Source organism: Enterobacter cloacae complex sp. P27C, from assembly GCF_014895705.1.
GTDB lineage: Bacteria > Pseudomonadota > Gammaproteobacteria > Enterobacterales > Enterobacteriaceae > Enterobacter > Enterobacter bugandensis.
In genome coordinates, this window is record NZ_JADBQB010000001.1 from 494023 (window position 1) to 514533 (window position 20511).

The 20511-nt window shown below is 55.4% G+C and carries 22 protein-coding genes; 8 read left to right on the plus strand and 14 right to left on the minus strand.

The window, feature by feature from the left end:
* Positions 1-20: 20 nt before the first annotated feature.
* Entirely contained in the window at positions 21-1169 is a 1149-nt protein-coding gene (cfa, locus tag IM291_RS02470; RefSeq protein ID WP_028012888.1) for a cyclopropane fatty acyl phospholipid synthase, read from the minus strand.
* 297 nt (positions 1170-1466) lie between these two features.
* On the minus strand, positions 1467-2657 hold the full coding sequence (gene punC, locus IM291_RS02475) for a purine nucleoside transporter PunC (protein WP_049000842.1): 1191 nt from the start codon (positions 2655-2657) through the stop codon (positions 1467-1469).
* 114 nt (positions 2658-2771) lie between these two features.
* On the opposite strand from punC, the gene punR reads away from it, so the two are divergent.
* Entirely contained in the window at positions 2772-3683 is a 912-nt protein-coding gene (gene punR / locus IM291_RS02480; protein ID WP_192986039.1) for a DNA-binding transcriptional activator PunR, read from the plus strand.
* 17 nt (positions 3684-3700) lie between these two features.
* Here punR and purR read toward each other — a convergent pair whose 3' ends face one another.
* Positions 3701-4726: an HTH-type transcriptional repressor PurR gene (gene purR, locus IM291_RS02485; protein WP_008500597.1), complete on the minus strand. Its 1026-nt coding sequence runs from the start codon at positions 4724-4726 to the stop codon at positions 3701-3703.
* A gap of 297 nt (positions 4727-5023) precedes the next feature.
* Between purR and IM291_RS02490 the strand changes: the two genes are divergently transcribed.
* Both IM291_RS02490 and IM291_RS02495 read left to right on the plus strand, forming a co-directional pair.
* Positions 5024-5113: a YnhF family membrane protein gene (locus tag IM291_RS02490; protein WP_020688313.1), complete on the plus strand. Its 90-nt coding sequence runs from the start codon at positions 5024-5026 to the stop codon at positions 5111-5113.
* A gap of 163 nt (positions 5114-5276) precedes the next feature.
* On the plus strand, positions 5277-6443 hold the full coding sequence (locus IM291_RS02495; RefSeq protein ID WP_192986041.1) for an MFS transporter: 1167 nt from the start codon (positions 5277-5279) through the stop codon (positions 6441-6443).
* A 37-nt stretch (positions 6444-6480) separates the two neighbouring features.
* Here the strand turns inward: IM291_RS02495 and sodB are convergent, their stop codons facing one another.
* Together sodB and IM291_RS02505 are read right to left on the minus strand one after the other, a co-directional pair.
* On the minus strand, positions 6481-7062 hold the full coding sequence (gene sodB, locus IM291_RS02500; protein ID WP_028012892.1) for a superoxide dismutase [Fe]: 582 nt from the start codon (positions 7060-7062) through the stop codon (positions 6481-6483).
* Positions 7063-7184: 122 nt separating this feature from the next.
* Positions 7185-7958, minus strand: a complete 774-nt coding sequence (locus tag IM291_RS02505; RefSeq protein ID WP_028012893.1) for a C40 family peptidase — start codon at positions 7956-7958, stop codon at positions 7185-7187.
* Positions 7959-8296: 338 nt separating this feature from the next.
* On the opposite strand from IM291_RS02505, the gene grxD reads away from it, so the two are divergent.
* The gene (grxD, locus tag IM291_RS02510; protein ID WP_003832760.1) at positions 8297-8644 is read left to right on the plus strand and encodes a monothiol glutaredoxin 4; all 348 of its coding nucleotides are present in this window, start codon (positions 8297-8299) and stop codon (positions 8642-8644) included.
* A 44-nt stretch (positions 8645-8688) separates the two neighbouring features.
* On the opposite strand, the gene rnt is transcribed toward grxD, so the two are convergent.
* The 5 genes from rnt to eptA all read right to left on the minus strand — a co-directional run bounded on the left by rnt (position 8689) and on the right by eptA (position 13360).
* A complete protein-coding gene (gene rnt / locus IM291_RS02515; protein ID WP_028012894.1) occupies positions 8689-9339 on the minus strand; it encodes a ribonuclease T in 651 nt (216 codons plus the stop codon).
* Positions 9340-9434: 95 nt separating this feature from the next.
* A complete protein-coding gene (gloA, locus tag IM291_RS02520) occupies positions 9435-9842 on the minus strand; it encodes a lactoylglutathione lyase (RefSeq protein WP_013096923.1) in 408 nt (135 codons plus the stop codon).
* Between the two features lie 100 nt (positions 9843-9942).
* Positions 9943-11040, minus strand: coding sequence for an alkene reductase (locus IM291_RS02525; RefSeq protein WP_028012895.1), 1098 nt, complete (start codon positions 11038-11040; stop codon positions 9943-9945).
* A 53-nt stretch (positions 11041-11093) separates the two neighbouring features.
* Positions 11094-11693: a TetR/AcrR family transcriptional regulator gene (locus tag IM291_RS02530; RefSeq protein ID WP_047368408.1), complete on the minus strand. Its 600-nt coding sequence runs from the start codon at positions 11691-11693 to the stop codon at positions 11094-11096.
* A gap of 41 nt (positions 11694-11734) precedes the next feature.
* Positions 11735-13360, minus strand: coding sequence for a phosphoethanolamine transferase EptA (gene eptA, locus IM291_RS02535; RefSeq protein ID WP_049000852.1), 1626 nt, complete (start codon positions 13358-13360; stop codon positions 11735-11737).
* 149 nt (positions 13361-13509) lie between these two features.
* Between eptA and IM291_RS02540 the strand changes: the two genes are divergently transcribed.
* The 3 genes from IM291_RS02540 (at position 13510) to sodC (ending at position 15293) form a co-directional block, all read left to right on the plus strand.
* Positions 13510-13749: a DUF1289 domain-containing protein gene (locus IM291_RS02540; RefSeq protein ID WP_045630183.1), complete on the plus strand. Its 240-nt coding sequence runs from the start codon at positions 13510-13512 to the stop codon at positions 13747-13749.
* 48 nt (positions 13750-13797) lie between these two features.
* A complete protein-coding gene (locus IM291_RS02545) occupies positions 13798-14694 on the plus strand; it encodes an aldo/keto reductase family oxidoreductase (RefSeq protein ID WP_192970971.1) in 897 nt (298 codons plus the stop codon).
* 80 nt (positions 14695-14774) lie between these two features.
* Complete coding sequence (gene sodC, locus IM291_RS02550) at positions 14775-15293, plus strand: superoxide dismutase [Cu-Zn] SodC (protein WP_028012900.1); 519 nt, start codon at positions 14775-14777, stop codon at positions 15291-15293.
* On the opposite strand, the gene IM291_RS02555 is transcribed toward sodC, so the two are convergent.
* Genes IM291_RS02555 through IM291_RS02565 form a run of 3 tightly spaced genes read right to left on the minus strand, consistent with a single transcriptional unit; the run spans position 15272 to position 18404 of the window.
* A complete protein-coding gene (locus tag IM291_RS02555; protein ID WP_126326110.1) occupies positions 15272-17305 on the minus strand; it encodes an FUSC family protein in 2034 nt (677 codons plus the stop codon). The genes sodC and IM291_RS02555 overlap by 22 nt on opposite strands.
* On the minus strand, positions 17305-18165 hold the full coding sequence (locus tag IM291_RS02560; protein WP_049000858.1) for an HlyD family secretion protein: 861 nt from the start codon (positions 18163-18165) through the stop codon (positions 17305-17307). The genes IM291_RS02555 and IM291_RS02560 overlap by 1 nt, the downstream gene beginning before the upstream one ends.
* Before the next feature lie 2 nt (positions 18166-18167).
* Positions 18168-18404, minus strand: coding sequence for a DUF1656 domain-containing protein (locus IM291_RS02565; RefSeq protein ID WP_028012903.1), 237 nt, complete (start codon positions 18402-18404; stop codon positions 18168-18170).
* 186 nt (positions 18405-18590) lie between these two features.
* Between IM291_RS02565 and slyA the strand changes: the two genes are divergently transcribed.
* The gene (slyA, locus tag IM291_RS02570; protein ID WP_028012904.1) at positions 18591-19031 is read left to right on the plus strand and encodes a transcriptional regulator SlyA; all 441 of its coding nucleotides are present in this window, start codon (positions 18591-18593) and stop codon (positions 19029-19031) included.
* Between the two features lie 37 nt (positions 19032-19068).
* Here slyA and IM291_RS02575 read toward each other — a convergent pair whose 3' ends face one another.
* Entirely contained in the window at positions 19069-20430 is a 1362-nt protein-coding gene (locus IM291_RS02575; protein WP_049000860.1) for a GGDEF domain-containing protein, read from the minus strand.
* Positions 20431-20511: the final 81 nt, after the last annotated feature.

Consider the following 20511-nt stretch of genomic DNA (forward strand, 5'->3'; position numbering starts at 1 on the left):
GGCTGGCCGGGGTTATTTTTCTAGCGTGCGACCCGCAAGCCGTGTTCAATCCCACGGCTAAAAACAACCTGCCAGAGCTGAATATCTCGCGCGCGAAACGCCCCCGCGCAGGCATTCAGATAATAGCTAAACATCCGCTTGAATCGTTCAGAATAGTTGTCCGCAATTTCAGGCCAGGCTTCCTGAAAACGTGCATGCCACGCCATTAACGTGGTGTCGTAATCCGCGCCGAAGTTATGCCAGTCTTCCATCACGAAATGGGATTCGCTGGCGTTGGCAATCTGGCGTACGGACGGTAAACAGCCATTCGGAAAGATGTATTTGTTGATCCACGGGTCAACGTTATTGTCGGTCCGCTTAGAGCCGATGGTGTGCAGCAGGAAAATACCGTCCGGTTTCAGATTACGGTCCACCACCTCGAAATAGGTGTCGTAATTTTTCGGCCCGACGTGCTCGAACATGCCCACGGAAACGACCCGGTCAAACTGTTCGTTCAGGTCCCGGTAATCCTGCAGGCGGATATCCACATCAAGCCCCAGGCACCGCTCCTGCGCCATTTTTTGCTGTTCAGCGGAAATGGTGACGCCGACCACGCTGACGCCGTAGTGCTTCGCCATAAAATACGCCAGCCCGCCCCAGCCGCAGCCAATATCCAGCACGCGCATACCGGGCTGCAACTGCAATTTCTCGCTAATCAGGCGCAGCTTGGCCTGCTGAGCCTCTTCAAGCGTCGACGCCTCTTTCCAGTAGGCGCAGGAGTATTGCATGAAGGGGTCCAGCATGCGGCTGAACAGATCGTTGCCGAGATCATAATGCTCTTTGCCGACGATCCAGGCACGCTTTTTACTTTGCAGGTTAAAGAGACGGGCAGAGGCGACACGCAGGGTGTCTTTAAGATTACGGGGGAGCTGTTTTTCCAGACCAGCACGCAGCACGCTGGCGAAAAAAGTATCCAGCCGTTCGCATTCCCACCAGCCGTCCATATAGCTTTCCCCCAGGCCTAGCGACCCCTCGCGCAACACGCGTTTAAAAAAATCGGGATGTTTAACCTGAGGATCCGATGGGGATGATCCGTTGATAGTGATGCCTGCCCGACCTAACAGTTCACTGACGATCCGGGACCAGTTATCGTCCGGAACGCTGACTTCTTCTATACACGATGAACTCATAGCTTCTCCATCACCCTACTGTGATCAGAACCTTAAAACAGCGTAGACGCTTTTTTGGTTTGTGAGAAATCTCACGGTAAATACCGCGAGGCTAGTATCCGACGTAGAACAGAGGAAGGGAGATAACCCTTGCCGAAATGCCTTCCATGGTAAAACGGGAGCACTCCGGCTCCCGTTAACACATAATATTTATCGTATTTAATCGAACCAAATTTAGTATAGGCCTCAAAATTTGGTGATTCAATAGAAAATTCTTAGCAACCTAATCACTGAAAATTAACATAGTTTCTGGCGCGATTAGGCATGCGAGGTTTCTACCTGCGTGCTCTCATCCTGAGCGGAAGCCTGCATGCGATAGCCTATGACGGCCAGCACAACGGTAGCCAGCATCACGCTGGTTGTCGTCAGCAGCGGCGTGGCAATCAGCGCGGAGACCACCAGGCTTGCCAGGAAGCACAGCCCCAGCTGCAGGGTGTTCTGCAGCGCAGCCGCGCGGCCTGTCGCCTGCGGGAACGGACGCAGCGCCTGCGCCACAACGATTGGGTAGATCGCCCCGTTCGCGATGGCCATCACGCAGAATGGAATCAATATTTCGGCCAGACCCGCGCCCGGAATAAAGCCAACGACCCAGGTGCCAATGACGCTCAGCGCATAGAGCACCAGCAGCCACGGCAGCATCTGCTGGCCTTCCCATTTTTGCAGCGCCGCGCGACAGCCGTACCCGCCCACCAGGAACGCGATGGTCTGCGGAACGTAGCTCAGGCCAATGGCCGCCGGGCTATAGCCCATATCGTGCAGAATAAACGGCGAGCCGGTCAGCCACGCGAAGAAGCTCGCCGAGCAGGCGGCATAGATCAGAACGTTGCCGCGATACGCTTTCGCGCTCAGCAGGGAGGTGAAGGTAATCGGCTTCGCGTCTGCGGGCGCCTCTTTTTTATGCGCGGGCTTGAGGGCGAACGCCGGCAGCATCAGCACCAGCGTAATGGCAAACAGCGTGGCAAAGATGGCCTGCCAGTCAAAGTGCGCGAGGATCCAGCTTCCCAGCAGCGGGGCGAGGGCCGGTGAGAGCCCCACCAGCGGCATGATGGTGGCGAAAATACGGTTAGTGCGGTTCGCGGGGTAGTAGTCGGTGACCAGCGCCTGCCAGGTCACGGCCGCGGCACAGACGCCGACCGCCTGAACAAACCGCAGCACCAGCAGCCAGGTGGCATCGCGAACCCATAGCATCCCCAGGCAGCCCACGGCAAAAATGGCCAGCCCCAGCAGCAGCACCGGTTTACGCCCAAAACGATCCGAAAGCGGTCCCCAGAGCAGCTGCGCGAAGGCAAAACCGGCCAGGAACAGGCTCAGGCTGGCGCTGATGGCGGCGGCAGGGGTTTGCAAATCTTCCTGCATGGCGGCAAACGCCGGCAGGTACATATCGGTGGCCAAAAAGCCCAGCACGCTTAAGCCGCCGAGCCAGACTAAAAAACCTTTCCTGGGTTGCACTGTTTTATTCTCCTGAGGAGGCAGGTATATGTTGGCGCTGAGTGTAGGGAGTGCAAAGCCGCTTGTGAAACGCTAATATTTGGCGGGTGAATTCAAATTTTTTGCAGGCAGAAAATGTGGTCAGATTATTCTCTTGAAGTGGTCGATGCTGTCGCGCGTAACGGCAGCTTTAGCGGAGCGGCGCAGGAGTTGCACCGCGTCCCTTCAGCCATCAGCTATACGGTGCGACAGCTTGAGGAATGGCTGGCGGTACCGCTGTTTGAACGGCGGCATCGTGATGTTGAATTAACGCCCGCAGGGGCATGGTTTTTGAAGGAAGGGCGTTCTGTTATCAAAAAAATGCAGATCACCCGCGAGCAATGCCAGCAGATCGCGAACGGCTGGCGGGGGCACCTTTCCATTGCGGTGGATAACATCGTTAAGCCCGAGCGCACCCGGCAGATGATTGTCGATTTTTATCGGCATTTCTCTGACGTAGAACTGCGGGTCTCGCAGGAGGTGTTCAACGGCGTCTGGGATGCGCTGGCGGACGGCAGGGTAGAGATGGCGATTGGCGCGACCCAGGCGATCCCGGTCGGGGGACGTTACGCCTTTCGCGATATGGGGATGCTGAGCTGGAAATGCGTGGTGGCAAGCGATCATCCGCTGGCGGCGACGGAAGGGCCGCTGAGCAACGATACGCTGCGCAGCTGGCCGTCGCTGGTACTGGAGGATACTTCCCGCTCGCTGCCGAAGCGAATTACCTGGCTGCTGGACAACCAGCGGCGGGTTGTCGCCCCTGACTGGGGATCGTCGGCGACGTGCCTCAGCGCCGGGCTCTGCGTAGGCATGGTGCCCGCCCATTTTGCACGTCCGCGAATCGACACCGGTGAGTGGGTTGAGCTGACGCTGGAGAATCCGTTCCCGGATGCGGCCTGCTGCCTCACCTGGCAACAAAATGATGTCTCGCCGGCGATGGCCTGGCTGCTGGACTATCTGGGGGACAGCGAAACGCTTAACCGGGAGTGGCTGCGGGAGCCAGACTGACTGGCTCCGCAATGAAATTAACGACGGTAGTCGCGGAACGGGCCATCCGCAACGGAACGGCGTTCGATGAGGCGAGGGTGAACTTCAATGGACTGCGACTCTTCACGCTTGTTGACGATCCTGTCCAGCAGCATATTGAAGGCGGTTTCACCCAGTGAATCTTTCGGCTGGTGAATGGTGGTCAACGCTGGCGTGAAGAAGCGCGCGTTGCGCACGTTGTCATACCCGATCACGGAGATGTCCTGCGGTACGCGCAGACCCAGCTCGTCGGCCGCACAGAGGGCACCCATCGCCATAATATCGCCCCCGCAGAAAACGGCGGTTGGACGGTGCGGCTGGGAGACGATCTGCTGCATCGCGCGGTAGCCTGATTCCGGCTCAAAGTCGCCCTGCACGATCCAGTTTTCCGGCACGGTGATTAGCGCTTCTTCCATCGCTTTCATAAAACCGGCCAGGCGGCCCGCGCCGGTGTTGCGTTCCAGCGGGCCCGGGATCACGCCAATCTCGCGGTGGCCGCGTTCGATCAGATAACGGCCCGCCATGTAACCGCCTTCGAAGGCGTTATCGATAACGGAGTCGGTGAAGTCGGCGCGCGCTTCGCCCCAGTCCATCACCACCATAGGGATATGGCGATACTCTTCCAGCATCGACAGCACGGATTCCGGGTACTCTGAACACATCACCAGCAGGCCGTCCACGCGCTTTTGCGCCATCATCGACAGGTAGGCGCGCTGTTTTTCAATGCTGTTCCAGGCGTTGCCGAGAATCAGGGTATAGCCTTTCTGGAAGCAGTTTTTTTCTACCGCTTCAATGATCTCGGCAAAATAGGCCGCTTCGCTGCTGGTCGCCAGCAGACCAATAGACTTGGTGTGATTAACCTTGAGGCTGCGCGCAACCGCGCTCGGCGAGTAGTGCAGCTCTTTGATCGCTGCCCAGACGGCGTTGCGCGTCTCTTCCGCCACAAAACGGGTTTTGTTAATTACATGTGATACGGTTGTAGTGGAAACGTTTGCGCGTTTTGCTACGTCTTTAATTGTTGCCATTAAATGTCACTCCAGACCATATCCTAAACTCCTGAAAAACTTGAAGGTAAACGTTTGCCTTCTCTCACCCTTATCACGCAATTTTGAATTGCGGCACGCCGGGAAAACGACACGGGACGTCAGGAGGGGGTCAATGGCCGGTACGCTAATAAATTTAGCGTGGAATTTTGGCCTATCTTGATGAAAAGGGGAAGAGGTAAAGTGTTTATCAGCTTAAATCCAGGAAGATTTTTGACGTAAACTGTGCAAAAATGAGCAAGCTCACTTTTCGTGGGGGGATTAAAAGGAGAAAAATTGATGAGTTCCGATCTGAAGTTTTCGCTGTTCACCACCGTTATTGTGCTGGCGCTGATTGTGGCGGCTGGCCTGACGGCTGCGCTGCATTGATTTACGCGGGGGGAGAGCCTTCTCCCTCCCGAACGCTCCGATTGTTACTTCTCTGGCAAAAATCTTTTGCCATTTTGTTAACTTCTCATTTTTTGTGATTGATGTCATGCTTTCCGCTTCTTTGTTCTGTGTCACCACATGACACGGCATCCGGAGTTGACGCATGAAAATCAATTTTCCCCTGCTGGCCCTGGCGATTGGCGCTTTTGGGATTGGCACCACTGAATTCTCCCCGATGGGGTTACTGCCCGTTATCGCCCGGGGCGTGGACGTCTCGATCCCGGCAGCCGGGATTTTAATCAGCGCCTACGCCATCGGCGTGATGGTAGGAGCGCCGCTGATGACGCTTCTGCTTTCACACCGTGCGCGCCGCAATGCGCTGATTTTCCTGATGGCGATTTTCACCCTGGGCAACGTGCTTTCGGCCATTTCGCCGGATTACACCACTCTGATGCTGTCGCGCATTCTGACCAGCCTCAACCACGGTGCCTTCTTTGGTCTGGGCTCGGTCGTGGCCGCAAGCGTGGTGTCAAAACACAAGCAGGCCAGCGCCGTGGCTACCATGTTTATGGGGCTGACCATCGCTAACATCGGCGGTGTTCCTGCGGCAACCTGGCTGGGCGAGGTCATTGGCTGGCGGATGTCCTTCCTGGCGACGGCCGGACTGGGCGTGGTCGCGATGGCGGCGTTGTTCTTCTCCCTGCCAAAAGGCAGTGCGGGTGAACGCCCTGATGTACGCAGAGAGCTGTCGGTGCTGATGCGTCCGCAGGTACTTTCCGCGCTGCTGACCACCGTGCTGGGGGCAGGAGCGATGTTTACCCTCTACACCTACATTTCGCCGGTCTTACACGACATTACCCACGCAACGCCACTCTTTGTTACCGCGATGCTGGTGCTGATTGGCGTCGGCTTCTCGATTGGCAACTATCTCGGCGGGAAATTTGCTGACCGTTCCGTGAGCGGCACGCTGAAGGGCTTTTTAACCCTGCTGATTGTCATTATGGTCGCGATCCCGTGGCTGGCGCAGAATGAATTCGGCGCGGCGATTGCGATGGTTGTCTGGGGCGCTGCCACCTTTGCCGTGGTGCCGCCGCTGCAGATGCGCGTGATGCGTGTCGCCCATGAGGCGCCGGGTCTCTCGTCTTCCGTGAATATCGGGGCGTTCAACCTCGGCAATGCGCTGGGCGCCGCCGCCGGAGGCGCCGTGATTTCAGGCGGTCTGGGGTACAGTTTTGTGCCGGTGATGGGGGCGATTATTGCCGCGCTCGGCCTGCTGCTGGTGATGATGTCCGGCCGTAAACAGCCTGAAGCGGTTTGCACGGCTGAATAAGCAAAAACGCAGAAGGGTTACCCCTTCTGCGTGTCTCTTACGCGGCGAAGTTCTTCGCGACAAAGTCCCAGTTAACCAGAGCCCAGAAGTGCTCCAGGTAGTTCGGGCGCGCATTGCGGTAATCAATGTAGTAAGCATGTTCCCACACGTCCACGGTCATCAGCGGCGTAGCGCTGGTGGTCAGCGGGGTGCCCGCGTTAGACGTGGACACGATAGCCAGTTTGCCATCCGCCTCTTTTACCAGCCACGTCCAGCCAGAACCGAAGTTCTTGATGGCGGCATCGGTAAACTTCGCTTTAAACTCTGCAAAGCTGCCAAAGGCGGCGTTGATGGCGGCTGCCAGTTCACCGGCAGGTTCGCCACCGGCATTCGGCGCCAGGCAGTGCCAGTAGAAAGTGTGGTTCCACACCTGAGCCGCGTTGTTAAAAACGCCACCCTCTGAGCTGCGAACGATCTCTTCCAGCGTTTTGCCTTCAAAATCGGTGCCCTTGATGAGGTTGTTCAGGTTAGTGACGTACGTCTGATGATGCTTGCCGTAGTGGTATTCCAGGGTTTCCGCAGAAATGTGCGGTGCCAGGGCGTCTTTTGCATACGGTAGTGCAGGTAATTCGAACGACATTGCTTCTCTCCTTATTGTATTTTGTGTTGCCAATAACCCTACAGACAACAAGGACAGGATAGCAAATTGAAAGGGTATGCAAAAGAGGAACTTACCCTGCCGCAGATGCGGCAGGGCAGGGATTAACGAATGGTTTTTGGCGTCATGACGCGACGCGCGCCGACGTAATGACGTACCCAGTAATCTTCGCTGAGCGAGGTGATCTGAATGTCCTGACCGCTGCGCGGAGACTGGATGAATTTCCCGTTGCCGACGTAGACGCCCACGTGGTCAGCCGTACCGCGACCCTGCGTGCGGAAGAAGACCAGGTCGCCGTTTTCCAGCTCACCCCGGTTAACCGGTGACGCATCGCGCAGGTGATACATCTCATTGGCGGTACGTGGAATACGGAATTTAACCAGATCTTTATAGGCGTAATAGACGAGGCCGCTGCAGTCGAAACCGGTACGCGGCGAACTGCCGCCCCAACGATAAGGTTTGCCAATCTGCCCCATCAGTTTATTCATCGCGGTTTTTTGCGCTTTTTGCACACGCACTTTATGCACATCCGCCAGCTTTGTTACCTTCGTGCATTTTGCTTTATGGCCTTTACGGGTAATGCATTTTTCTGTAACGAGGTTAGCGGCGGTCTGCGAAGCTTTATTTTTGGCGGTGCGGGTAGTGCGGGAAGATTTTGTTTTCGTCTTGCTGGAAGCGGTTTGTTTAGTCTGAGCGGTAGTTTTTTTCTTGTCGTTCTTGCTGCTGGTTTTTTTCTTACGTTCTGTGGCTTTAACCAGATGGCTTTTTTGTACAGCAGATTGCCGCGCCTGCTGAGAGGCGTTTGCCGCTGGCGTTAACGTGAGTGATGTAAACAGTAAAGCACAGAGCGTGATCGAGATTTTAGTTATCCGCGCCACTGGGCAGTCCCCTGATATATGCAGGTCATCAATAATACCCGCGTGTGATTTACAAAGCCCGTCGATTCTAATCCATAAAAACCCGAGAAGTTAATAGCATTTTTCAATCTAAAAACGTGTTTCGTTAGCAAGTGCAAAAAAATTCATCGTTCTGACGCACAATTGTTCACTCCCTAAGCAAAACCCTGACGGGCGAAGGGGTAAACACCATTTGCAATGCAACTTTTGTGGAGTCGGGGTAAAATATATAAACGTGACGAAAATGTTATTTTCCGATGCCAGCCTGACCCGCTACAATGTCAGACTACTGCCGTAACAGAAGTTAAAGGAAGCAAGACATGAGCACCACTATTGAAAAAATCCAGCGCCAGATCGCTGAAAACCCGATTCTGCTGTATATGAAAGGTTCTCCGAAGCTGCCAAGCTGCGGCTTCTCCGCGCAAGCGGTTCAGGCGCTGTCAGCCTGTGGTGAGCGTTTTGCTTACGTTGATATCCTGCAGAACCCGGACATCCGCGCTGAGCTGCCAAAATACGCTAACTGGCCGACCTTCCCGCAGCTGTGGGTAGACGGCGAGCTGGTGGGCGGCTGCGATATCCTGATTGAGATGTATCAGCGCGGCGAACTGCAGCAGCTGATCAAAGAGACGGCGGCGAAGTACAAAACGGAAGAGCCGGACGCTGAATAATTTTCTGCGTTAATAAAAAAGCGACCTGAAGAGGTCGCTTTTTTTTATTCTTCACTGTCGCCCATCGGCAGCGGCCAGCCGCCCAGACGCTTCCAGCGGTTGACGATCTCACAGAACAGCTCTGCGGTGCGCTCCGTATCGTATAAGGCGGAGTGCGCCTGGGTACCGTCAAACGGTATACCCGCCGTAATGCAGGCTTTGGATAAAACCGTTTGTCCCAGCGCCAGGCCGCTTAGCGCGGCGGTGTCGAAGGTCACGAACGGGTGGAAAGGGTTGCGTTTGAGCGACGCGCGTTCGGCTGCGGCCATGGTAAAGCTGTGATCGAAGGTGGCGTTATGGGCAACCATGATGGCGCGGCTGCAGTTGCTCTCTTTCATGCCTTTACGCACCATTTTAAAAATGGCGTGCAGCGCATCATATTCACTGACTGCACCACGCAGCGGGTTATGCGGATCGATACCGTTAAACGCCAGCGCCTCCGGCTGTAAGTTTGCCCCTTCGAAAGGTTCAATGTGGAAATGCAGCGTGGTGTCCGGTGTAAGCCAGCCCTGTTCATCCATCTTCAGCGTGATGGCGGCAATTTCGAGCAGCGCATCGGTTTTAGCGTTAAATCCGGCTGTTTCTACATCAATGACAACGGGATAAAAACCACGAAAACGGTCGCACAGACCGCTAAATTGAGCGTTATCGGACATCAGGGTCTCTTACAAGGGGAAAAAGCAGTGCGCATTATGGCAAATTTTGCAGGGTGATGCAGTAAAACTACGGGCGCATGTTGCGCCCTGAGGGATCAGTTGCCCAGACCGCGACCCGCGTCTTTGGCTTCAATCAGCTCGATCTTGTAACCGTCCGGATCTTCTACAAAGGCAATAACGGTGGTGCCGCCTTTTACCGGGCCGGCTTCGCGCGTGACGTTACCGCCATTGCTGCGAATGCGTTCACACGCCTCGGCCGCGTTGTCCACTTCCAGCGCGATATGACCGTAGGCGGTGCCCAGTTCATAGCTGTCCACGCCCCAGTTGTAGGTCAGTTCAATGACCGCTTCATCCGTTTCCGGGCCGTAGCCCACGAACGCCAGCGAGTATTTGTATTCCGGGTTTTCGCTGGTGCGCAGCAGCTTCATGCCCAGGACGTTAGTGTAGAAATCGATAGAACGTTGCAGATCGCCAACGCGCAGCATGGTGTGAAGTAGGCGCATAATTTCCTCATTAACCAATGGAATAGACTATTTTTTTGAACAGAAACGATGTTTTAGTATAGCGGCGAAGTGTCGCCGCTATCAATGAACAATGGCGAGATTACAGAGAAGGGTAGTCGGTGTAGCCTTCCGCGCCGCCGCCGTAGAAGCTCTCAGGACGCTGCGGGTTCAGGGCCGCTTTCTGCTGCAGTCGAGCAACCAGATCCGGGTTGGCAATATAGTCGCGGCCAAACGCCACGGCGTCGATCAGCCCTTTATTAATCAGATCTTCGGCTTTCTCAGGGGTATAAGCACCCGCACCGATGATCACCCCGTGGAAGCGCTCGCGCACTTTCTGACGGAAGGCTTCCGTATAAGGCTTACCGCCGGCCCAGTCCGGCTCGGACATGTGCAGATAGGCAATGCCGCGTTTCGCCAGCTCTTCAATCAGATACAGCGCGTCCGCTTCTTCATTCGGACCGTTGTCGACGTTCTGGAACGTACCGATTGGGGAGACGCGGATACCGATACGGTCCGGGCTCCACTCCTGACAAACTGCGTCAACCACTTCCAGCACCAGGCGGGCGCGGTTTTCGACGCTGCCGCCGTACTGGTCGGTGCGATGGTTAGACGACGGTGACAGGAACTGGTGCAGCAGGTAACCGTGCGCGGAGTGCAGCTCAACCAGGTCAAAACCGGCTTCGCGGGCGTTAGCAACGGCCTGACGGAAATCGTTCACGATACCCGGGATCTCATCCAGCTCCAGCGCGCGTGGCGTAGAGGTGTCGACGCGGATCGCGTTGCCGTTTTCATCGCGCAGGGAGGTGCGGGTGTTCGCGTTCAGGGCAGACGCTGAAACCGGCGCCTGACCGCCAGGCTGAATGCTGCTGTGGGAGATACGACCGGTATGCCACAGCTGGACTGCAATGCGACCGTCTTCAGCGTGAACGCCCGCGGTGATTTTCTGCCATGCGGCGATCTGCTCCGGGCTGTGCAGCCCCGGCGCACCCGCATATCCCTTGGCCTGAGCAGAAATCTGCGTGGCTTCAGTGATGATCAGGCCAGAGCTGGCGCGCTGACGATAGTATTCACCCATCAGTGGGGTTGGGATATCACCCGGCTCAATGCTGCGCAGACGGGTAAGCGGAGCCATAAACACGCGGTTTGGCGCGGTGACGGCACCCACTTTTAAGGGGGTAAATAATTTTTCAGCTGACATAACGACTCCTGAGTAGACCAGTCGACTAGTAATAACGTAAATAAAAACGCCTGCTAAGCGCCAGGCGCAGTAATCGTACTTATCACATGTGCCAGCGCGCTTTCGAGCGGCACGGCACTGCGAGAAATTTTAGCCTGCAGGTTGGCGCCTAACCAGAGGGAGTAGAGCACCTGAGCCTGCGTTAAGGGATCCCCGGGGAAGGCGAGCGTATTTTCTTCGCGCCCCTTCGCCAGCGCCTGCGCCAGCAGGGCGATAACGCCGCTGGCGCCTTTATCCATTGCCGTGCGCATATCTTCTGAGAGATCGCACACTTCGGCAGAGAGTTTAACCGTCAGGCATCCGCTGATAATGCCCTGCTGACAGAACTGGTTCAGCGTTTCCTGGTAGTAGTTCAGAACACGATCCCGATAGTTACCTTCCCCCGTGGCGAAGTGGGTCGCGAGGCGCTGGTGGTAAGCAGCATAGTGCCGCTCCAGCATCGCCACGCCAAAGGCCTCTTTGGACCGAAAGTAGTGATAGAACGACCCTTTCGGTACCTCAGCGGTTTTTAATAGCTCGCTCAACCCCATACCGGTGAAGCCGCGGTGCATGCACAGCCGCTCGCCGGTCGCCAGAAGATGTTCGCGCGTGTCGTGTTCAGTATTTCTGCTCATGGATTCACTCTAATAGACCGTTCGGTCTAATGCAAGCGCTGTTACCGGCGACACGCATTCAGAATGTCCAACTGTTGCTGATAAACGCTTGATTTAACGTCCATCATGCCCAGCACGGTCGAGAATAAATTGTCCTGCGAAACCGCATTTTTTGCTGCGTGGTCGCGTAAACACTGCGCGTTGATGCCAAAGTTTTTCGCATAGTCCGGGGACAGCCAGAACATAAACGGAATGTGCGTCTGCTGCTCCGGCGCCAGCATGTACGGCGTGCCGTGCAGATAAATACCGCTTTCACCGAGCGATTCCCCGTGATCCGAGAGGTAAATCAGCGCGGTGTTCATGTTCGCCTGACGGGCTTTCAGCGCATCAATGGTTTTGCTGACCATGCTGTCGGTATACAGGATGGTATTGTCATAGGTGTTCATCAGCGCCTGATGGTCGCAATCCTGAATTTCGTTGGTGTCGCAGGTGGGGGTGAATTTACGGAAATTATCCGGGTAACGTCGATAGTACGCCGGGCCGTGGCTGCCCATCAGGTGGATAACCAGCACCGTGTCCTGCTTCAGACCGTCCAGCACGTTGTCCAGGCGGTAGAAATTCACGTCATCAATACAGGACTGGTCTTTGCAGAACTGATCCAGCTTCCACTGCGTCATGTCGGTATGGGGAATACGATCGCAGGCACCTTTACAGCCACCGTCGTTGTCGCGCCAAAGGAGGTTGATACCCGCATGGTTGAGTACGTCGAGCAGCCCTTCCTGATGGTGCGCCAGGTCGGCATCGTATTTGCTGCGCGTCATACCGGAGAACATGCACGGAACGGATACGGCGGTTTCAGTGCCGCACGAGGAGGCCTGCGGGAAGTTAATCACATCCTGCTTTTTCAGCTCGGGGTTGGTTTCACGCCCGTAGCCATTGAGGGAGTAGTTCGCCGCGCGCGACGCTTCGCCGATGACCAGCACCAGAACGGTTTTCTTCTGCTGACCCGTAATCAGCGCGCCTTTGTGCGCATCTTCGCCAATCCGCACCAGCGTTTGATCGCCGGCAAACCAGCGCATCTTGCTGTATTTCACCACGGCGCTGACGTAGTTCGCCGGAGTGACCATTTTGACGATGCTTTTGTTATTGCGGAACAGCGACGCGTAATCTTTATAAAACACCGCGGCGATAAGAATAATCACCAGCAGGGCACCGAGCATCGCGGCAACACGCGTCAGCAGGGCGTACCACCATTTGCCGGTACGAATGCGGGTCAGCGCCAGCATCAGGGATGGAACAAGACCGGCTATGACAATCCACAGAATCATCTGCGGGGTCACCAGCGCGGTGGCTTCCTGGGAGTTAGTTTCGAACACGTTCACAATCATGTTCTGATCGATGACCGCGCCGTAGGTAAACATAAAGTAAGTTGCCGCAGCGCACCCGACAGTTAAGACGATCAGCAGCGGCTTACGGATATACGGGATATTGAGCAGGCTAAATACAATGACCCAGCCACAAAACAGCACCACCGGTACGGATGCGGCGAAGAGAATATCGTGCAGATGCGCAGGGGCAATAATGGCCCAGCTGCGCTGGATAAACAGCCCGTTAAGCAGAGTAAAAAAGAGTGCACAGCCCAGAGTAAATTTTATGTCGTTACATTGTAACTTTTTACTTAACCACATCGATCGTAAAACCTGTCATTGTCATGATGTGGCGAGTATAAAGAGGGAAGATTAGTGAAACCTTAATGCCACAAAACTGTGGTAAAGCCCTTGCACGCGGCGCTTTTAGCGTCTTCACTGTAGGTGAGAGAGGTTAACCGGAGGTGAGTGTGGCAGAGCAACTGGAGTTTTTCCCCATCCAGAGCCCGTGCCGGGGGATTTGTCAGTCCGATGAACGCGGTTATTGCCGCGGGTGCATGCGTACCCGTGACGAGCGTTTTAACTGGCAAAACTTCAGCGACACGCAAAAGCAGGAGGTGCTGCGCCTCTGCAGACAGCGACTTCTGCGCAAAATCCGCGCAAACAAAGCCTCTGAGACCGAAGAACCCCAGCAACCTTCACTGTTTTAATGCGGTAATTGCGTATACTCATGACATCACGTCCTTGAGGAAAATGTTATGGTTCAGCGTATTACCCTTGCCCCCCAGGGGCCAGAATTCTCCCGTTTTGTGATGGGCTACTGGCGCCTGATGGACTGGAATATGTCCCCCCTCCAGCTGGCAAGCTTTATTGAAGAGCATATCGATTTAGGGGTAACAACCGTCGATCATGCGGATATTTACGGTGGCTATCAGTGTGAAGCCGCCTTTGGCGAGGCGCTCAAGCTGGTTCCGGCACTCCGGGAGCGCATGGAGATCGTTACCAAATGCGGTATTGCCACCACGGCCAAACCGGAGCATGCCCTCGGCCACTACATCACCGACAGCGCCCATATCATCAAGAGCGCCGAGCAGTCGCTGGTCAATCTGGCAACCGATCGTATCGACCTGCTGCTGATTCACCGTCCGGACCCGCTGATGGATGCCGACGAGGTGGCGGAAGCCTTCCTGAGTCTGCATCAGAGCGGGAAGGTGCGTCACTTCGGCGTCTCCAACTTTACCCCGGCCCAGTTTGCCCTGCTTCAGTCTCGTCTGCCGTTTACGCTCGCCACTAACCAGGTTGAGATCTCCCCGGTGCATCAGCCGCTGCTGCTGGATGGCACGCTCGACCAGCTGCAGCAGCTGCGCATTCGCCCGATGGCCTGGTCGTGCCTCGGCGGTGGACGCCTGTTTAATGATGATGCGTTCCAGCCGCTGCGCAATGAGCTGGAAACCATCGCCCGCGAGCTGAACGCCCAGAGCATAGAGCAGGTGGTTTACTCCTGGATCCTGCGTCTGCCGTCAAAACCGCTGCCGATTATTGGCTCCGGGAAAATTGAACGCGTCCGTTCCGCGCTGGCCGCCGAAGAGCTGCAGATGACCCGCCAGCAGTGGTTCCGCATCCGCAAGGCCGCGCTGGGTTACGACGTGCCTTAAACCGCAAGAAGGTGACTTTCCGGTGAAATCTGTGCCCCTGGTATACACTTAAGGGGCAAAAAATAACCAGCGGAGGTCATATGAAGCGTTTTACTCTGGCATTGGTCACGCTGGTTGTTTGCGCAGGGGCGCAGGCAGCCAGCGACGAAGTAGAAATGAATCTCGTCACCTCACAGGGTGTGGGTCAGTCCATCGGGACGGTGAAAATCACCGAGACCGATAAAGGGCTGGAATTCGCACCCGATCTTAAAGCACTCCCGCCGGGCGAACACGGCTTCCATGTTCATGCCAAAGGGAGCTGTCAGCCAGCCATGAAAGAGGGTAAACCGTCGGCAGCGGAAGCAGCAGGGGGCCACCTCGACCCGCAGAATTCAGGTAAACATGAAGGGCCTGAAGGTATGGGACACCTGGGCGACTTGCCGGTGCTGGTGGTAAACAATGACGGTAAAGCCACGGATCCGGTCGTGGCCCCGCGGCTGAAAAAGCTGGATGAGGTCAAAGGCAAAGCGCTGATGATCCATGTGGGCGGCGATAACATGTCCGATCAGCCTAAACCGCTTGGCGGCGGCGGGGCGCGCTATGCCTGCGGCGTAATCTGATCCCCAATCGTTCCTGGCGGGGGCGCCTGTTCCAGCTGCGACAGCGAGCAGTGCAGGCGCCAGATTATCGAGGCCAAATCGCGGGCTGCGGGAAGATGATGCCGGGCAAGGGTGTCGCAGATCCGCTGCAGTTCAGCCAGCGTGGCCTCCAGAGGCCGCTGCTGAACGCCGCGCTCGCTCATCACATCGCGTAGCAGAGAGATACACACATCACGTACCTGCGACAGCGGATCGGAGCGAGTTTCCCATGCGCGAAGCTGCCAGACCACGTGCGAGCAGTTCAACAGCACCACCCCCCAGCGCAGCAGCCAGCGTCGGGACAGCGCGTCCTGGCTGTTATTTAACTGGCTAACGTGGTGATAAACCAGCGATTCATACTCGCTTTCTTGCAGATGCGGCTTGCGGCTGAGCTGGTCGACAAACCCTCTGCGCAATTCACGGATATGTCGACGGCTTTTGCGTGCGTCAGAGCCGGGACGCAACACCGCGAAGGCCAGCCACGCCAGCCCGACGCCAAGGATCTTTGCCAGGTTGTCATTCAGAAAAGCGGCGTAATCATACACAGGCGGATTCGTCACGGAGATAAACGAGCCCATAAAGACAATCAGCTGCCCCCACAGACCCGCCAGTTTCGGCATTTGCAGCTTAAGGAGCTGCATCGTAGTTAACAGCGGAAACAGGAACAGCAGAAACTGCCAGAGATCGCTTATCTGCACCATCAGGCCAAACTTCACCACAAAACTGAACAGTGATAGCAAAACAAGCGTTCGCAGCAGCAGCGTAAGCGAGTTAAACGGCGAGGCCGCGACGGAGTAAAGCACGCAGCTGATAGCGGCAAGCGTTAACGCCGCAGAACCTGACTCCCACTGCGTGGTAATGCTCCACGCCCCCACCAGCATCAGTGCGCTGAAGGTGCGAAAACCGCTCCACAGCGCTTCCAGATAATCGGTGTGACGTGCGAGAGCCGGGCTGCCGGGAACGGCGAACTCCGTGACCGGGGTAGCATTCTCAACCGCCTTAATCCAGCGGCTGCTGCGCAGGTATAGCCGACAAAAGTAATTCAGCCGCTGCCAGAAGGCGCGATGGCGATAATCAAACTCATCCACCGGGGCGAGCGGGGCGATAATCTTCGCGACGGTATAGATGTCCGCATCCGGTCGCGCGAGCGCCGCGAGCAGGGTTTCGATTACCGCGCGAGTGTTTTCTGGCGGTGTCGGCCAGTTGAGCAGCATTCGGCGCAGGCTGGAGATAGCGCTGGTCATGCGCAGCTGCTGGTGCAGCAAATAGTTAAGCAGCGTGTTCTGACGGCGAAAACGGTAATGGCTCCAGAACGCCTGAATTCGCAACAGATTCATGGTCAGGATCTGCCCGATAACCTTTTCATGCGCGAGGCGGATGTCATCGCTTGTATCCGGTTGCCACAGCAGGCTCGCATGTTCCAGCAGCCGGGTATGCATGGTTTTCAGCGCAGTGATAAGCGCAGTGCCGTCAGAGGTGCTGGGCAGGATCATCATCATAAATCCGCCGCAGAGGATCCCGACAATGACTTCGCAGACGCGCGCCTGTGCGATATCCCATAGCTCGGTGGTGTCGAGCACGTTGACGACCGGGAAGGCGATAATGGCGGCGGTATAGCCCGCCAGCTGGAAAGCATAGGCCACGTTATTGGTGAAATGGGCGCAGGCCCAGGTACAGCAACCCAGCCATGCCGCCATGCTCAGCAGGAACAGCCACGGATCGTTCAGCGTGTGGCCCGCAATAATTAACGCCGCGGTGGCGCCCAGCAGGCTACCTGCGATACGGCCAAGGCTTTTGCTGATCACCCCGCCAACGGTGGGGAAGCTTACCACCGCCGCGGAGGTCATCGCCCAGTAGGGTTCATCCAGGTTCAGATAATAGGCGACAGTCAGCGCCAGGCACATGGCAATGCCGTTACGCAGCGCGTAGCGCCACTGGGGGCGCGTCGCTTTCATCCACGGCGTGTTTTGCCAGGAGAGCGCCTGCAGGTTCATTAACGGGTTCCGATAGAGACAGTGCAGGTGGTGCCGGAAACCAGCGTGATGTCCTCCGGTAAACGGTCAAACTCCACGCGCACAGGCACGCGTTGAGCCAGGCGCACCCACGGTACGTTCGGCTTGATGTCCGGCACCAGCCCGGAATCCGTTTCAACGCTTTGATCGTAAATGGCGCGGCCAATGCTGGAAACGTGACCCTGTAACTTTTGTGGGCCACTATACAGCGTTATGGCGGCGGGTGCGCCTTCATGTATATGACGAAGCTTGGTCTCCTCGAAATAGCCCACTACGTAGAACGAGTGGCTGTCGACGAGAGCAAAAACCGGCTGACCGGCGGTGGCATAATTTCCCACCCGGGCGGAGAGGTTGGTCACCCATCCGTCGACGGGGGCGGTGACCACGGTTTGGGTTAATTCCCACTGCGCCTGCTTCAGCGTGGCCTCAGCCACGTTGACGCTCGCCTGCATGGCCTTGACGTTGATATTGGCGGTATCTAAATCTTCCGCGGAGATGTAGTTTTTCGACAGGTGACGGCGGCGATTGGCCTCATTATTGGCCTTTGCAAGGTCAGACTGGGCTTTTGCCAGCTGCGCCTGGGCGTTCAGAATTGCAATGTGATACGGGGTGTCGTCGATGCGGAATAACACCTCTCCCTTTTTAACGTACTGGTTATCCTTAACCAGCAGCGTTGTGATACTTCCCGAGACCTGGGGGGTGATGCTGACCTGCTCAGCGCGAACTTTGCCATCACGGGTCCAGGGGGACTGCATATAATAATTCCACAACCACCAGCCAGCAGCCAGGGCGAGGACAAGAACGAACAGGGTGGAAAAGTACTTCAGCGTTTTCAGAGGCATATTCACCACACGATCAGAACAGCAAGGCCCAGGCATACGGAGAGGGCAAACAGGGAGAGATCCATCAGCATGGGGTGCCAGATTTCGCCGGAGTACATCCAGTCGCGAAGCAGGCGATGCGCGATGAGCCAGAGAACAAAGCCCACCAGCACGGCTTTAAACAGGGGAGGAAAGTAGACTGACGCACCGAAGATCAGGTCCTGAAGGGGTAAACCTTCTGAGCGATGAAAAAAGATCACAGGCAGAAATCCTTTGCAGTGAACAGAATGCCGCGTTGGCTTGTCTGAGTATGAAGAAGCATCATAATTCAGTGTAAGTCATACTTTTGAGTCCGATGAATGCAGTATTGCATTTGTTTTGCCAATACAAATGCTGCACACTATTCTAAAATCAGTATAATAACTTAGCAAGCTAATTATAAGGAGATGAAATTGGAATCGCCATTAGGTTCTGATCTGGCAAGGTTGGTACGCGTCTGGCGTGCTCTGATTGACCATCGCCTGAAACCTCTGGAACTGACGCAGACGCATTGGGTCACGTTGCACAACATTCATCAGCTGCCGCCCGACCAGTCGCAAATTCAACTGGCTAAAGCGATAGGCATTGAGCAACCGTCGCTGGTGCGCACGCTTGACCAACTGGAAGAGAAGGGACTGATCTCCCGGCAAACCTGCGCCAGCGATCGTCGCGCCAAGCGCATTAAGCTGACGGAGAAAGCGGCGCCTATCATCACTGAAATGGAAGCGGTGATCACCAAAACGCGCGGTGAAATCCTTTCAGGGGTTTCACCGACGGAGCTGGAAATGCTCATCAGCCTCATTGCGCGCCTTGAGCAAAACATTCACGAGCTACAGTCTCGCGACTGACCAGACAACACGGCCTTGCATCTGCAAGGCCTTGTTTTTACTTAAAGACAACGACGCGGTTACGGCCCGTCTCTTTCGCTTCATACATCGCCTTATCGGCACTTTCCACGCACGCTTCTGCGCTTACCGACGAAGAGGTTGCCGTAAACACCCCCATGCTGATGGTAATCGGCTCTGGTAACTGACCCTCGCTGCTAATTTTATCAAAACCGCTTAGCTTCAACCGAATGCGCTCCGCCACCTGATATGCGTCTTCTGCGGAGGTGTTTGCCAGCATCAGGACAAACTCTTCGCCGCCGATTCGCGCTGCGATATCCTGCGGACGTACGGAGTCCATCAGCAGATTGGCGACAAACTGCAGGACTTTATCTCCCTGCAGGTGACCGTAGTTGTCGTTGATACGCTTGAAACGATCGAGATCGCTGACGATAACCGAAACCGGGCGGCTGGGTTTGGCGATGCCCAGCGCCTGGTTTAACGATTCATAAAAGTAGCTGCGGTTATAAAGGCGCGTGAGCGGATCGCGAATCGAATTTTGATACGACTGCTGATACTTCAAATGGGAGTCACGATACAACCTGAAGACATCATAGAGCAGCACAAAAATAATAATCAGCGTCGCGACGGTTTCAAATAATCGAGCACGATACCAGGATATATCTTCTGCATGTCCGCCTACCAACAGCATAGCGAGCGTGACGACATAGCAGACACACAGAAAATTACCGCCTACCCAGAACAGATTACGCACGCGCGTAATAAACATCAGCGTGGCTAGTGTCACGACCCAGAAAACGATTAATGAAATATTAATGCTGTGGCTCCAGAGAACCATAAACTGCCGCGTTTCATTATCAACCAGATCGAGGGATAAAAACGGGGAATGGCTGGAATACATCCAGGCCAGAATCACCATACATGCGGTAAAAAGAAATGAACCGCTAACGATGATGATATGCGCCAGCCGTGAAAGGGGCAGATTGCGCGTGGGATAAAGTAATGCCGAAACGATCATCAGCACCGCCATTAAGAGGTGGCGGAACATATAGTAGATCATCGCATCGTTGTAGTTCACAACGTTGAATTGATAGAGATCCAGCCACGCCGGAAAGCTGGTCAATGTTCCGACCATCAGCAAGGCCGAACCGGCAAAGGCAAATGAGATGGCAATCAGATAGAGCCGCCGCTTATCACACCAGTATTTCATCGCCATAAAACAGGCAATAAACAGGTGAAACACGAGTAAAAAAATGGTGAGTGTGGGGAACAAAAGAGGCGAAAAGGACGGAACCCAGTCAACCAGTTTTGAAAATAAAGCCTGTAATATTCCGATGACGACAAAGCAACCGAAACAGAACGAGATATAACGACCTTTTACAGAACGACTATTCGCAAGCATATAAAGTTATACAAATTAAAATAATTATGAAGAGATGATTGCGAAGAGTTTAATCAATTAGCACGCTAAATACTTTGCGCA

Bases quoted from the DNA above. Each gene is read 5' to 3' on its own strand.
- cfa (WP_028012888.1), bottom strand. From the start codon at position 1,169: ATGAGTTCATCGTGTATAGAAGAAGTCAGCGTTCCGGACGATAACTGG.
- IM291_RS02555 (WP_126326110.1), bottom strand. From the start codon at position 17,305: ATGAACCTGCAGGCGCTCTCCTGGCAAAACACGCCGTGGATGAAAGCG.
- IM291_RS02495 (WP_192986041.1), top strand. From the start codon at position 5,277: ATGAAAATCAATTTTCCCCTGCTGGCCCTGGCGATTGGCGCTTTTGGG.
- purR (WP_008500597.1), bottom strand. From the start codon at position 4,726: ATGGCAACAATTAAAGACGTAGCAAAACGCGCAAACGTTTCCACTACA.
- IM291_RS02525 (WP_028012895.1), bottom strand. From the start codon at position 11,040: ATGTCAGCTGAAAAATTATTTACCCCCTTAAAAGTGGGTGCCGTCACC.
- slyA (WP_028012904.1), top strand. From the start codon at position 18,591: ATGAAATTGGAATCGCCATTAGGTTCTGATCTGGCAAGGTTGGTACGC.
- eptA (WP_049000852.1), bottom strand. From the start codon at position 13,360: ATGTGGTTAAGTAAAAAGTTACAATGTAACGACATAAAATTTACTCTG.
- sodB (WP_028012892.1), bottom strand. From the start codon at position 7,062: ATGTCGTTCGAATTACCTGCACTACCGTATGCAAAAGACGCCCTGGCA.
- IM291_RS02545 (WP_192970971.1), top strand. From the start codon at position 13,798: ATGGTTCAGCGTATTACCCTTGCCCCCCAGGGGCCAGAATTCTCCCGT.
- IM291_RS02575 (WP_049000860.1), bottom strand. From the start codon at position 20,430: ATGCTTGCGAATAGTCGTTCTGTAAAAGGTCGTTATATCTCGTTCTGT.
- sodC (WP_028012900.1), top strand. From the start codon at position 14,775: ATGAAGCGTTTTACTCTGGCATTGGTCACGCTGGTTGTTTGCGCAGGG.
- IM291_RS02560 (WP_049000858.1), bottom strand. From the start codon at position 18,165: ATGCCTCTGAAAACGCTGAAGTACTTTTCCACCCTGTTCGTTCTTGTC.
- gloA (WP_013096923.1), bottom strand. From the start codon at position 9,842: ATGCGCCTACTTCACACCATGCTGCGCGTTGGCGATCTGCAACGTTCT.
- IM291_RS02530 (WP_047368408.1), bottom strand. From the start codon at position 11,693: ATGAGCAGAAATACTGAACACGACACGCGCGAACATCTTCTGGCGACC.
- punR (WP_192986039.1), top strand. From the start codon at position 2,772: ATGTGGTCAGATTATTCTCTTGAAGTGGTCGATGCTGTCGCGCGTAAC.
- grxD (WP_003832760.1), top strand. From the start codon at position 8,297: ATGAGCACCACTATTGAAAAAATCCAGCGCCAGATCGCTGAAAACCCG.
- IM291_RS02490 (WP_020688313.1), top strand. From the start codon at position 5,024: ATGAGTTCCGATCTGAAGTTTTCGCTGTTCACCACCGTTATTGTGCTG.
- rnt (WP_028012894.1), bottom strand. From the start codon at position 9,339: ATGTCCGATAACGCTCAATTTAGCGGTCTGTGCGACCGTTTTCGTGGT.